The following is a 12,692-nucleotide window of genomic DNA, read 5'->3' as shown; positions in this document are numbered from 1 at the left end:
CAATGGTCTACAGTTGCGCTCCATGACCGCCTCGCCCATCCAGCCGTTCCCCGCCGCCAAGGCGCTTTTCCTCACCGAGCAGCCACCGGCCATGCTGCTGGCCGCAGGCCGTGGCGAGCGCATGCGGCCGCTGACCGACACCTGCCCCAAGCCGCTGCTGCAGGTGCAGGGCCGGCCACTGCTGCAGCACCACCTGCAGGCCCTTGCGCAGGCCGGCGTGCGCCGCGCCGTGGTCAACACGGGCTGGCTGGGCGAGCAGATTCCCGCGCGCTTCGGGGCGCGCTTCGCGCCCGACACAGGTGGCGAGCCGCTGCATCTGGCCTATTCCCCCGAGCCCGAGCAGGCGCTGGAGACCGCAGGAGGCATTGCGCGCGCGTTGCCGCTTCTGGACACGGTGTTCTGGCTGGCGGCCGGCGATGTCTACGCGCCCGACTTTGATTTCCCGTTCGAGGCGGCCCGCGAATTTGCCGCCAGCGGACGGCTGGCCCATCTGTGGCTGGTGCCCAACCCCGAGCACCATCGGCGTGGCGACTTCGGCGTGGACGAACTGGGCCTGGCCTGCGACTGGCCCGAGGGCGATGCCCGTCCGCGCCAGACCTACGGCACCATTGCGCTGCTGCGCGCCGAGCTGTTTGCCGCGCCCTGGTGCGACATCCCGCCCGGCAACCCCGACGGTTGGCGCGTGCCGCTGGTGGCGCTGCTGCGCCGGGCGATGGCCGCCGGCCAGGTGAGCGCCAGCCTGTATGCCGGGCGCTGGACCGACGTGGGCACGCCCGAGCGGCTGCAGCGGCTCAACACGCCAGCCGCCTGAGACGTCGGACTGACACGCCGGCCTGGCACGTTGGCCTGGGGCGCCCGCTGGTGACTGCGGCGCCCGGGCAGGCGAAGGCGCTCCGTGTTAGCGTCGCCGGTTCGGCGCAGCGGCGCGCCAGAAAGCGTTTCGATGAGTGTGATCCAGTATGTGATGTTCCTGGCCCTGGTGGGCCTGGCCACGTTTTGCCAGAACCTGACGGGCTTTGCCTTCGGGCTGATCTTCGTGGGCGTGGCCGGTGCCACGCACCTGATGGGCATTGGCGATGCGGCCAACGTGGCCTGCCTGCTGTCCGTGGTCAACGGCGTGGCCTACCTGCGCGCCCACCGCCAGGTGCCGCAGTGGTCCCTGCTCAAGCCCATGCTGATCAGCAGCGTCATCGGCGTGATCGGCGGCGTGCTGCTGCTGCAGTGGCTCAGCGGCAATGCGCTGAGCGGGCTGCGCATGCTGCTGGGCCTGGCCATCGTGGCCTGCGCGCTGTTGCTGTTGCTGCAAAAGCAGGTCAACGCGCAGGTGTCGGGGCCGGTGTCGCTGTGGGTGGCCGGTGTGGCCTCGGGGCTGCTGGGCGGGCTGTTTGCCACGCCGGGCCCGCCCATGGTCTACCACCTGTACCGCCAGCCGCTGGACCGCCTGGTGGTGCGCCAGTGCCTGTTTGCCATGTTCCTCACCTGCGCGCTGCTGCGCCTGGCGATGGTGGCCTGGGAGGGCGAGATCACCGCCAGCGTGCTGCTGGCGGCGGCCCTGGCCTTTCCCGTGGTGACGGTGGTGACCTGGCTGCACATGCGCCATCCGCCCGCCCTGCCCAAGCGGCTGGTCGAATGGATGGTCTGCCTGCTGCTGGTGCTGTCGGGCACCAGCCTGCTGGTGTCGGGCTGGAACGCCAGCCACCCCCAGCCCGTGGTGCCCGATGACGAGATGGCCATGGCCGTGCCCCAGCGGTCCCAGGCTGCGGCCCCCGCGCCGCGCTGACAACAAAAAAGCCCGCAGGCGGACCGGCGGGCTTTTTTGAAGGGGAAGGAACCGATCAGTTCACGACCTGCTGCAGCGAACCGGCAGCGTACTTGGCTGCCATCTGCTCCAGCGTGTAGCCCTTGATCTTGGCGCCCTGGCCTTCGCAGCCGAACTCGATGTAGCGGGCCTTGCAGATCTGCTTGGCGGCTTCGCGGGCGGGCTTGAGCCATTCGCGGGCGTCGAACTTCTCGGGATTCTCGGCCAGGAACTTGCGCACGGCGCCGGTCATCGCCAGGCGGATGTCGGTGTCGATATTGATCTTGCGCACGCCGTGCTTGATGGCTTCCTGGATTTCCTCGACGGGCACGCCGTAGGTTTCCTTCATGGCGCCGCCGTACTGGCGGATGATTTCCAGCAGTTCCTGGGGCACGGAGGAGGAGCCGTGCATGACCAGGTGGGTGTTGGGCAGGCGGGCGTGGATTTCCTTGACGCGCTGGATGGACAGGATGTCGCCCGTGGGCTTGCGCGTGAACTTGTAGGCGCCGTGGCTGGTGCCGATGGCAATGGCCAGCGCGTCCAGCTGCGTGGCCTTGACGAACTGGGCCGCTTCCTCGGGGTCGGTCAGCAGGGCCGAGTGGTCGAGCACGCCTTCGGCACCCACGCCGTCTTCCTCGCCGGCCATGCCGGTTTCCAGCGAGCCCAGGCAGCCGAGCTCACCTTCGACGGTGGCGCCCAGCTTGTGGGCCATTTCCACGACCTTGCGGGTCACGTCCACGTTGTATTCAAAGGAGGAAGGCGTCTTGCCGTCTTCCATCAGCGAGCCGTCCATCATCACCGAGCCGAAGCCCAGGTTCAGCGCGCCCTGGCAGATGGCGGGCGAGGTGCCGTGGTCCTGGTGCATGACCAGAGGGATGTGGGGATACTGCTCGGCGGCGGCCTGGATCAGGTGCTTGATGAAGGGCTCGCCGGCGTACTTGCGGGCGCCTGCGCTGGCCTGCAGGATGACGGGCGCGCCCACTTCGTCGGCGGCCGACATCACGGCTTGCACCTGCTCCAGGTTGTTGACGTTGAAGGCGGGAAGACCGTAGCCGTTTTCGGCAGCGTGGTCCAGCAGTTCGCGCATCGAAACGAGAGGCATGTGTAGGGTCCGTATCAAGTTGTTGAGAGGGGGATGCCCCTGCCGCATGGCGGCCGCCGCTGCGTCATGGGTTCGCTGCGGGGCTGCGGCCGGGGGATCGCGGCAGTAACCGCTTGGTAACTGGCGATTTTAACCAGCTGCCGCCAACCCTGTCCCGGGCATTCCCATGCGGTAGCAGGTCGTGAAGCCTTCGGGCGGCGCGGCCTCGCCAAAGCTTCCCTGGTGGGCGCGCAGCACGCGCGCCACGATCTCGTGGCCCAGGTGCAGGCTGTCCACGGGCGCTGCCGCGCGCTCTGCGCCGTCACGGCGGCCGTCGCTACGGCGGCCGTCATCGCAGACCTGCAGCCAGACCTCGCCATCCGGCCCCTGCCCGGCCTGCACCTCGATCTGCGTGCCGTGCGGCGTGTGCTTGAGGGCGTTTTCCACCAGGTTGCGCAGCGCCAGCTCCAGCAGCACGGCATTGCCCATCACGCCCAGTGCCTCAGGCGCCTGCACGGACAGGCTGCAGCCGCGCTGCCAGGCCGCCTGCGCATGGGCGGCCACCACCTGACGGGCCAGCGCGGCCAGGTCCACGGGCACGGGCGGGTCGGCCAGCATGGCGCGTCCTGCGCGCGCCAGTGCCAGCAGCTGGCTGAGCACATGGCCGGCGTGCAGCGCGTCCTGGCCTATGCGCGCCAGCGCGGCGCGCTGGGCCGGGGCATCCATGGCGCCGGCCGGCGCATCGCCCAGGGCACGCGCCTGCAAGGCGATGGAGGCCAGCGGCGTGCGCAGTTCATGGGCCACTTCGTTGGCCAGGCTGCGCTCGCGTTCCAGCGCCTCCTGCTGGCGGTCCAGCAAGGTGTTGATGGAGTTCACCACGGGCATGAATTCCCGCAGCGCGTGGCGGTGCGAGACGCGCTCGGCCTGGGCCAGGTCCAGGCGCTCCACCTCGCGCGAGAGTTCGTTGAGCGGCCGCATGCCCCGGCGAATGGCCAGCCCCAGCGCCAGCGCCACCACGGGCAGCAGCCACAGGCCGGGCTCGACCATCTGGCCCGCAATGTCGTCGGCCAGTTCGTCGCGCTCCTGCAGCTCGATCATCACGCTGACCTTGCGCGCATGGTCGCGGCTCCACTGGGTGAAGCTGCGCCAGGCGCGGCGCTCCGGGCCCAGGCGCAGCGTGGCAAAGCCCTGCTCGGTGTCGAAGGAGGGCTCAGGCGCATCGCCCGTGCGCGAGATGAGCCGGCCCGAGCCATCCCACAGGGCCACGCTCAGCGACTGCTGGTAGTCGTGGGCCATGAGGCCCGGCGGCTCGTGCACGGGCGTAGCCTCACCGTGGTCCACCGCGCCATCCACGTGGAGGTTGAGCACCAGTGCGGCCACACCGGCCAGGTGGCCGTCGGTGAGCTCGTCGGCCTCGTGCACGCCGGTCTGGTAGCCCAGCGCCACGAAGCTGGCCCAGACCACGACCAGCGCGCCCAGCATCCAGGCCATCAGATGCCAGATCAGCGAGGGGCGGCGGTCCGGCGCAGTGCTCATGTGTTCTCCACGGGCAGGAAGTAGCCCACGCCACGCATGGTGACGATGCTGGCATTGCCCAGCTTCTTGCGCAGGTGGTGGATGTGGACTTCGACGGCATTGCTTTCCACGGCCGTGCCCCAGCTGTAGAGGTGCTCTTCGATCTGCTGGCGCGAGAGCACGCGCCCGCGCGCCTGCAGCAGCACCCAGAGCACGGAGAACTCGCGCGGCGACATCTCCACCAGCTTTCCGTCGCGGCGCACGGTGCGCGCGGCCGGGTCGACCTCCAGCTCGCCATGGCGGATCACGGGTGCCGCCTGGCCTCCTGCGCGGCGCAGCATGGCGCGCAGCCGCGCCTCCAGCTCGTCGATGTCGAAGGGCTTGACCAGGTAGTCGTCGGCACCCAGGTCCAGCCCGGCGATGCGCTCGCGCACCTGGTCGCGCGCGGTCAGGATGAGCACGGGCGTGTTGGGGTCCGGCAGGGCCTGGCTGTCGCCACCCGGACGGCGCGGGCTCCGCAGGCGGCGCAGGATTTCGCTGCCATCGCCATCGGGCAGGCCCAGGTCCAGCAGCACGGCGTCGAACCGCTCCATCTCCAGCGCATGCCAGGCATCGGCCACGGTGGAGCAGACGTCGACCGCATAGCGGCGCTGTTGCAGATTGGCCTGCAGGCCTGCGGCAATGCCCGCGTTGTCTTCGACGACCAGTATTCGCATGCGCGCATTGTGCAATGACCGCTGCCGGCTGCGGCGCCAGACGATGGCCGCACTCCGGCGCATGCGTTAAGACGGGTTTAAGCCGCGCTTCTCATGCTGCCGGCCATGCCGACACCTGAACCCCGAGATTTCTCCGCCGCCCCCGCGCAGGGCCCCTCCTTCAAAAGCACCCTGCTGTGGACCCTGGCGGCCCTGGCCGTGGTCCTGGCCTGGGATGCCAGCGCCCTGGACCTGGCCATGGCCCGCTGGTTTGGCGACGCCGATGGCTTTGCGCTGCGTTCGGACTGGTTCTTCGTGAACATCGCCCACGAAAGCGCACGCCGCCTGGCCTGGCTGGTGGTGCTGGGCCTGACGCTGTGCGTCTGGCGGCCCGTGGGCCCGCTGCGCCTGCTGCCCCATGGGCGGCGCGTGCAGCTGGTGGCGGGCATCTTGCTGTCGCTGGCCCTGATATCGCTGCTCAAGTACACCAGCGCGACCAGCTGCCCCTGGGACCTGGCCGAGTTCGGCGGCGTGGCGCGCCATGTCTCGCACTGGTCGCTGGGACTGGCCGATGGCGGCCCGGGCCGCTGCTTTCCCGCAGGCCATGCCTCGGCGGGCTTTGCCTTTCTGGCCGGCTATTTCGCGCTGCGCCGCCATGCACCGCGCGCAGCCTGGATCTGGCTGGCCGTCTCGCTGGCCGCAGGTCTGCTGATGGGGTTGGCCCAGCAGATGCGCGGTGCCCATTTCATGAGCCACACGCTGTGGACCGGCTGGCTGTGCTGGACGGCGGGCTGGCTCTTCGACCTGGCGGTCACGCGTGCGCTGCGCACCCGGGACAGCGCGCCCGACTCCCTGTGGCCCGCCGCCAGCCTTCCGCCTTCCGCACCCTGATCGAGCATTGCCATGCTGCCCCTGGACCCCGCCCTGTTCACGCTGCTGAACGCCAACGCGCAAACGCCCGCCATCTCGATCGAGGCGGCGCGCGCCATCTCGTCCTGGCTTCCCTCGCTGTGCGCCCTTCCCGTGATGGCCGGGCTGCTGCGCGGCTCGCCCGCCCTGCGCCGCACCCTGGTGCTGGCCCTGCTGTCCATGCTGGCCGCCTGGGCCGTGGCGCGGCTGATCCGCTGGGGCTTCCCGGCGCCGCGTCCTGCCCAGCTGGGCATGGGCGTGCAATGGGTGGAACACGCGCTGCGGTCCAGCTTTCCGAGCATGCACGCCACGGGCGCCTTTGCCCTGGCCCAGGCGCTGACCCTGGGCTGCACGCGTCACCGCCGCTGGGTCATGGTGTCAGCCTGGTCGCTGGCCCTGGGCATGGCCTGGAGCCGCGTGCACCTGGGCGTGCACTTCCCGTCCGATGTGGTCGGCGGCGCCATCGTGGGCATCTGCAGCGCCACCCTGGTCTGGCATGCCGCGCTGTGGCGCCGCCGTGCAGGCGGGCCGCTGCTGGCACGCCTGGGCTCAGGCACGCTCTGAAACAAAGAACCCGGGAAGGCCTGTGGGCCTGTCCCGGGTGGGTTCAATCACTGACGCGCAGCAGATGCGTGCGCATCAGTTCACACGACATATCTTGAGCATGTTGGTGCCGCCGGGCTGGCCCATGGGCTCGCCGCAGGTGATGGCATAGACATCGCCGCTTTGCACGATGTTGCGCGCGCGCAGATGGCCTTCGGCCTGGTCCAGCGCGGTGTCGCGGTCGGCGCTGGTGTCCATGAGCAGGGGGCGCACGTTGCGGTACATGGCCATCTTGCGCTGCGTGGAGATCTTGGGCGTGAGCGCGTAGATGGGGATGTGGATGCGGTGGCGGCTCATCCACAGCGCGGTGGAGCCGCTGTCCGTCATGGCGACGATGGCCTTGGCGCCCAGGTGGTGGGCCGTGAACAGCGCGCCGATGGCGATCGACTGGTCGATGCGCGAGAACTGGCGGCCGGTGAACTCGGCATCGCTGTCCGGGTCTTCGGCCGCTTCCGCGGCGGCGCAGATCTTGGCCATTTCCTGCACGGTCTCCAGCGGGTACCTGCCGGCGGCGGTCTCGGCGCTGAGCATGACGGCGTCCGTGCCGTCCAGCACGGCGTTGGCCACGTCGCTGACCTCGGCGCGCGTGGGCACGGGGTTGGTGATCATGCTTTCCATCATCTGCGTGGCGGTGATCACGAACTTGTCCATGTCGCGCGCCATGCGGATCATCTTCTTTTGCAGCGCGGGCACGGCCGCGTTGCCCACTTCCACGGCCAGGTCGCCGCGCGCCACCATGATGCCGTCGGAGACATGCAGGATCTCTTCCAGGCGCGGAATGGCCTCGGCGCGCTCGATCTTGGCAATCAGGCCGGGCTTGTGGCCGTACTGGGCCGCAGCCACGTTGCACAGCTGGCGCGCCATCTCCATGTCGGTGGCGTTCTTGGGAAAGCTCACGGCCACGTAGTCGGCCTGGAAGCTCATGGCGGTCTTGATGTCCTCCATGTCCTTGGCCGTCAGCGCCGGGGCCGTCAGGCCGCCGCCCTGCTTGTTGATGCCCTTGTTGTTGGACAGTTCGCCGCCGAGCTTGACGGTGGTGTGCACCTCGTCGCCACGCACATGGTCCACGGTGAGCACGATCAGGCCGTCGTTGAGCAGCAGCACGTCGCCGGGCTTCACGTCGCGCGGCAGTTCCTTGTAGTCCAGGCCCACGCCGTTGATGTCGCCGGGCTCGGTGCGCGACGCGTCGAGCACGAAGCGCGCGCCGGGCTCCAGCATGACCTTGCCTTCGGCGAACTTGCCGACGCGGATCTTGGGGCCCTGCAGGTCGGCCATGATGGCCACCTCGCGGCCTGCGCGCTGGGCCGCCTCGCGCACCATGGTGGCGCGGTCGATGTGGTCCTGCGCCTTGCCGTGGCTGAAATTCAGGCGCACCACGTTGACGCCTTCGCGCACCATCTGTTCCAGCAGTTGCGGGTCGCTGGAAGCGGGGCCCAGGGTGGCGACGATCTTGGTGGCACGGCTCACTTGCATGGAATGTCTCTCGCTCAGGGTTTGTAATCGGGTTTCAATTCTCACACGAATGCGGTTACATGAAGGCAACATTCCGGCATGCGGTGCGGGCCTGAAGACCCCGCGTCCTGAGCCTGCGCAAGGGGGCGGCCGGATGCCGTTGCCATCGCCGAACACTGCGGTGCACTGCCTTTGCCGCTATTGCTTTTGATGCTGCACGGCAGCATTCCCGGCAAAGGCGCTGTGCCATGCCGGCCTCCTGTGAAAGCAGTTTTGCCCGCCGCGTTCGCAATGCTCACCGCGCCGCAGGACACCACAGAATCAGACTGGTCCACATTGACGCGGCCCGCCCCTGCTTCCTAGCATCGCCTTCATATTCCTGTGGTCCACCCGGCCCGCAGGCCGCAGCCAGAACATACGGTTCCCCTTGGTTTCGCATGCTCAGCCAGTCCATCCACAGCTTTGCCATGCCACCAGGAAATCCACCATGCTTGACCGCAGACGCTTTGTTCTGACCACCCTGGCCTCCCCGGCGCTGACCGCCTGCGGCGCGGGTGGCGATGTTGCCGCCAACCGCTATGTCCAGACTCCCCTGCTCGCCAGCCATGCGCGCTACGGCGCGCGCTTCACGCAGCCCGGCTTCGTCAACGGCTGGGGCATCGCCATCCGCCCGGCCGGCGCGGGAGGCCATTTCTGGATTGGCGGCGGGGGCACGTCCTGGCAGTTCATCGGTGACGTGGCTCGCTCGGCCGATCCCGGGATGCGCGCCCTGCACCAGGACGGCCTGCGCGAAGTGGCCGTTCCGCGCTCCGATGCCCTGACCGGCGATGACAGTGCCGGCAAAGTCACCGGCGTGGTCTACAACGGTGCGCCCCTGGACTCGCAGCTGCTGCGGGTCCGGCAGCAGCCTGCCGCCGGACGACTGCTCGAGGGCTCGGCCCGCTTCGTCTTCGTGACCGACAGCGGCAGCGTCAGCGCCTGGACGGAGCGCGATGCGCAGACGGGCGCCATCGTCCGGGTGGACGGCCCTGCGGTGGAAATGTTCAATGGCGCCGACCAGGGCATGGCTTTCTTCGGGGCCGCCATCCACACGGGCCGATGGGACCGCGTGTGGATGGCCGACTTCGGCGCCCGGCCCCAGATCCGCACGCTGGACGCGCAGTGGCAACTGGTGCCCACCCAGGGCTTCGCCAACCCGTTCGCATCAGGCGCGGCAGGCGAGGCCCGGCCCGGTGATCCGGTGCCCTTCAACATCCAGGTCGTCAACGACGGCCGCCGCGACCGCGTGTTCGTGCTCTATGCGATCAGCCAGCCCGACCCGGACGATCCCCTGGCGTTCCATGCCGGCGAGGAGGATGCGCTGGACGCAGCCGCAGAAGCGGCCAGCGGCAACCGGCCTGCGCGCGGCAGGCTGGCCGAGTTCGACCTCGACGGCCGCCTGCTGCGCATGTATGAGGACGATGGACGCCTGAATGCGCCCTGGGGCGTGGCCATCGCTCCTGACGGCTTCGGCGCACTGGCGGGGCACCTGCTGGTCGGCAACTTCGGGGGAGCAGGCCGCATCTGTGCCTTCGACCTGTCCACGGGCCGCTATGTGGACGATCTGCGCGACGCGCAGCACCGCCCCGTGGCCATCCCCGGCCTGTGGGCCCTGCAGTTCGGCAACGGCGTGGCCCTGGGCGACAGCGACGCGCTCTACTTCGCCGCCGGCCCCGAGGACGAGACCGAGGGCCTGTTCGGCTCGCTGAGGCTTCTGTGACGCTTCATCCTGGCGGTGTCATTGCGCAGACGCCAGGCCTCACACCAGCCCGTGCGAGAGCAGGTAGGTGATGGCATGGGCCACCATGGCCGCCTCCAGGCCATAGCGCCAGAACAGGAAGCCGCCCACGGCGCCGTGGACGACCTCGAACAGCAGCAACTGCAGCACCAGCGCGTCCGACAGGCCGCCCCAGGTGCTCCAGGCCAGGGCCAGCTGCAGCATGCCCCACAGCAGGGCCGACAGCATGACGGACCACCAGCCCAGCGTCCATCCCGGGCGGCGGTCTGTGCGCCCGCTCAGCCGCCACAGCAGCCACATCACCAGCGTCATGCCGCCCAGCCGCATCACCAGCTCGGCCGTGATGCCCGCGTACAGCATCTTGGCGCCCAGCGGCATGGCGTAGACGGGGTCGATCAGGGTCAGGTCGTCGGGCCAGGCCAGGGCCAGGGTCACCAGCCAGGCCGCGCCGACCACGCCGCCGGCCAGCCCCGGCAGCGTGAGGTAGCGCACGGCGCGCTGGGGCGAACGCCCGGCCACCCAGGTGGTCAGCAGCGGTGCGGACAGGCCCAGCCGCGGCCCCAGCCACACGCCCACGCCCACGGGCAGGGCCAGCAGCGCGGCCATCACGCCGATGCCGGTGAGCGGCGTGACCAGCGGCTCCACGGGCAGGCCCAGCATGCGCATCCAGTCGGGCAGCACGAACCAGGCCATGGCCGCCACGCCGGGCAGCCCCAGCAGCCAGAGCACCGTGAAGATGCGCCAGCTCAGCCGGGGCAGTGCGGGTGCGGCATAGGCCGATGGGGCGGGCATGAGAGTGGACACGGGGCCGGTGGTGGGCAGGCTGGCGTTGTCAGTCACGCATCAAGGCTTCTATCTCGTCGGGCTCCACGGGCACGCCGCGCGTGATCAGCTCGCAGCCGGTCTCGGTGACGATGGCATCGTCCTCGATGCGGATGCCGATGTTGTGGAACTGCTCGGGCACGCCGGCCGCAGGGCGCACGTAGATGCCCGGCTCGATGGTGGTGCACATTCCCGGACGCAGGATGCGGCTGGGGCGGTTGGTGATGGACTCGCCCGACAGCGGGTCCTTGCGCTCGTGCGACTGGCCCAGCTCCGAAGGCTCCACATAGCTGCCGCAGTCATGCACGTCCATGCCCAGCCAGTGGCCGGTGCGGTGCATGTAGAACTGGAAGAAGGCGCGCTGCTCGATCACGTCCTGGGCATTGCCATAGACCTTTTTGTCCAGCAGGCCCAGATCCAGCATGCCCTGCGCCAGCACGGCCACGGTGGCGTCGTGCGGATCGTTGAAGCGCGCGCCGGCCCGCGTGGCCGCCACGGCAGCCTTCTGGCTTTCCAGCACCAGCTCGTAGAGCGCGCGCTGCGGGCCGGTGAAGCGGCCATCGGCGGGGAAGGTGCGCGTGATGTCGCTGGCGTAGCCGTCGAGCTCGCAGCCGGCGTCGATCAGCACCAGTTCGCCCGCGCGCACGGGGGCCTTGTCGGCCTGGTAGTGCAGCACGCAGGCATTGGCGCCGGCGGCCACGATGGAGCCGTAGGCCACGTACTGCGAGCCCTGCTGGCGGAATTCATGCAGCAGCTCGGCATCCAGGTGGTATTCACGCACTTCCTGGCCTGCGCGCAGCATGCGCGCCGAGCGCTGCATGGCGCGGATATGGGCCTGGGCGCTGATGGCGGCGGCGCGGCGCATGATGTCCTGCTCGTGGGCGTCCTTGACCAGGCGCATCTCGTCCAGCAGCGTGCACAGGTCGCCCTGCTCGGACGGGCACAGCGCGCCAAAGCGCACCCGTGCGCGCACCTGGCCCAGCCAGCCTTCCACGCGCACGGCCAGCCCTTCATGCGTGGCGAACGGATACCAGAGGCGGCCCCGGTTCTCCAGCAGGCGCGGCAGGCGCGTATCGATCTCGGCGCTGGAGAACGCCTGGCTCACGCCCAGCGTGGCCACGGCAGCCTCGGGGCCCAGGCGGATGCCGTCCCAGATTTCGCGCTCCAGGTCCTTGGGCTGGCAAAACAGCACGCTGGTGCCATCGGCGGCCAGTACCAGGCAGGCATTGGGCTCGGCAAAGCCGGTCAGGTAATAGAAATAGCTGTCGTGGCGGTACAGATAGCCGGTGTCCCGGTTGCGCTGGCGCTCGGGAGCGGTGGGAATGATGGCGATGCCGCCGGCGCCCAACTGGGCGGCCAAGCGTGCGCGGCGTTGGGCATAAACAGATGTCATGCAGCTATCGTACTGCCGTCCGGGGTTCTCCACAGTCCCCGGAACAGGGGAAGGAGGGGGGGCAGCCGGCCGGCGTCAGGTGGACTTCAGCGCAGACACCGTCACTGCCCCAGGGCGCGCCGATTCCAGGGCGCCTTCATCAGCATGCGCGCCAGTCCGCAAAAGCCGGTGGCACCAGCCACGATCAGACCGCAGCCCACGAAGGCCGAAAGCAGGTGCCACCACGGTGAAACCGTGGCACCGAGCACGGCGCCCAGCAGAGCCAGCCCGCCCGCACCCAGTTGCACCTGGCGCTGCAGCTCCAGCGGCTGGCGGCTGTCTTGCAGCACGGGCAGGCCTTCGGCCTTCCAGGCGTCCAGGCCGCCGTCGAGCACATGGCCGGCACAGCCGGGCGGCAAGGCAGCCGCCAGGGCCTGGGCGTTGAGCCGCGTGCGGTTGCCGGAGCGGCAGTGAAAGACCACGGCGGCCGGCGCATCGCCCCAGGCCTGGGCGCCCAGGCGCTCCATGGGCATGCTGCGGGCGCCTGCCATGCGTTCGCGCGCATGTTCGTCGGGCGCGCGGATGTCGATGAGCCAGGCGCCTTGCGCCTGCAACTGGCGGGCGGCCTGGGCCGAGATGAGGGGAAGGGACATGGGACGACTCCTGGG

General features: G+C 69.6%; 12 protein-coding genes. 5 read left to right on the top strand and 7 right to left on the bottom strand.

The features are described 5' to 3' along the window. The first annotated feature begins 22 nt into the window (after positions 1–22). Both ACF8ML_RS23255 and ACF8ML_RS23250 read left to right on the top strand, forming a co-directional pair. Positions 23–811: a nucleotidyltransferase family protein gene (locus ACF8ML_RS23255; protein WP_061287286.1), complete on the top strand. Its 789-nt coding sequence runs from the start codon at positions 23–25 to the stop codon at positions 809–811. A gap of 132 nt (positions 812–943) precedes the next feature. Then, a complete protein-coding gene (locus tag ACF8ML_RS23250; protein ID WP_209672468.1) occupies positions 944–1,780 on the top strand; it encodes a TSUP family transporter in 837 nt (278 codons plus the stop codon). Positions 1,781–1,835: 55 nt separating this feature from the next. Here the strand turns inward: ACF8ML_RS23250 and fba are convergent, their stop codons facing one another. The 3 genes from fba to ACF8ML_RS23235 all read right to left on the bottom strand — a co-directional run bounded on the left by fba (position 1,836) and on the right by ACF8ML_RS23235 (position 5,110). Continuing rightward, complete coding sequence (gene fba / locus ACF8ML_RS23245) at positions 1,836–2,900, bottom strand: class II fructose-bisphosphate aldolase (RefSeq protein WP_013804528.1); 1,065 nt, start codon at positions 2,898–2,900, stop codon at positions 1,836–1,838. Positions 2,901–3,029: 129 nt separating this feature from the next. Beyond that, complete coding sequence (locus tag ACF8ML_RS23240; protein ID WP_392408130.1) at positions 3,030–4,415, bottom strand: histidine kinase dimerization/phospho-acceptor domain-containing protein; 1,386 nt, start codon at positions 4,413–4,415, stop codon at positions 3,030–3,032. Beyond that, entirely contained in the window at positions 4,412–5,110 is a 699-nt protein-coding gene (locus tag ACF8ML_RS23235) for a response regulator transcription factor (protein ID WP_043825458.1), read from the bottom strand. Before ACF8ML_RS23235 ends, ACF8ML_RS23240 begins: the two co-directional genes overlap by 4 nt. 93 nt (positions 5,111–5,203) lie before the next feature. Here ACF8ML_RS23235 and ACF8ML_RS23230 point away from each other — a divergent pair, with 93 nt between their 5' ends. Continuing rightward, entirely contained in the window at positions 5,204–5,980 is a 777-nt protein-coding gene (locus ACF8ML_RS23230) for a phosphatase PAP2 family protein (RefSeq protein ID WP_199135956.1), read from the top strand. Between the two features lie 12 nt (positions 5,981–5,992). Next, entirely contained in the window at positions 5,993–6,562 is a 570-nt protein-coding gene (locus ACF8ML_RS23225) for a phosphatase PAP2 family protein (protein ID WP_034389851.1), read from the top strand. A 75-nt stretch (positions 6,563–6,637) separates the two neighbouring features. Here ACF8ML_RS23225 and pyk read toward each other — a convergent pair whose 3' ends face one another. Further along, complete coding sequence (gene pyk / locus ACF8ML_RS23220) at positions 6,638–8,074, bottom strand: pyruvate kinase (RefSeq protein ID WP_016449840.1); 1,437 nt, start codon at positions 8,072–8,074, stop codon at positions 6,638–6,640. Between the two features lie 466 nt (positions 8,075–8,540). Here pyk and ACF8ML_RS23215 point away from each other — a divergent pair, with 466 nt between their 5' ends. Continuing rightward, positions 8,541–9,812, top strand: a complete 1,272-nt coding sequence (locus ACF8ML_RS23215) for a TIGR03118 family protein (protein WP_212645182.1) — start codon at positions 8,541–8,543, stop codon at positions 9,810–9,812. A gap of 39 nt (positions 9,813–9,851) precedes the next feature. On the opposite strand, the gene ACF8ML_RS23210 is transcribed toward ACF8ML_RS23215, so the two are convergent. The 3 genes from ACF8ML_RS23210 to ACF8ML_RS23200 form a co-directional block, all read right to left on the bottom strand. Continuing rightward, positions 9,852–10,670 carry a hypothetical protein gene (locus ACF8ML_RS23210; RefSeq protein WP_016449842.1) on the bottom strand — a complete coding sequence of 273 codons (819 nt, stop codon included), beginning with the start codon at positions 10,668–10,670 and terminating at the stop codon, positions 9,852–9,854. Then, positions 10,663–12,045 carry an aminopeptidase P N-terminal domain-containing protein gene (locus tag ACF8ML_RS23205; protein ID WP_392408129.1) on the bottom strand — a complete coding sequence of 461 codons (1,383 nt, stop codon included), beginning with the start codon at positions 12,043–12,045 and terminating at the stop codon, positions 10,663–10,665. Before ACF8ML_RS23205 ends, ACF8ML_RS23210 begins: the two co-directional genes overlap by 8 nt. Before the next feature lie 101 nt (positions 12,046–12,146). Further along, entirely contained in the window at positions 12,147–12,677 is a 531-nt protein-coding gene (locus tag ACF8ML_RS23200; protein WP_016452065.1) for a rhodanese family protein, read from the bottom strand. Between the last annotated feature and the right edge of the window lie 15 nt (positions 12,678–12,692).

Source organism: Delftia sp. WSY_10 (assembly GCF_043104705.1).
Classification (GTDB): Bacteria; Pseudomonadota; Gammaproteobacteria; order Burkholderiales; family Burkholderiaceae_C; genus Comamonas; species Comamonas tsuruhatensis.
The sequence above is the reverse complement of the archived record's forward strand: the minus strand, read 5'-3'. Positions and strand labels throughout refer to the sequence as shown.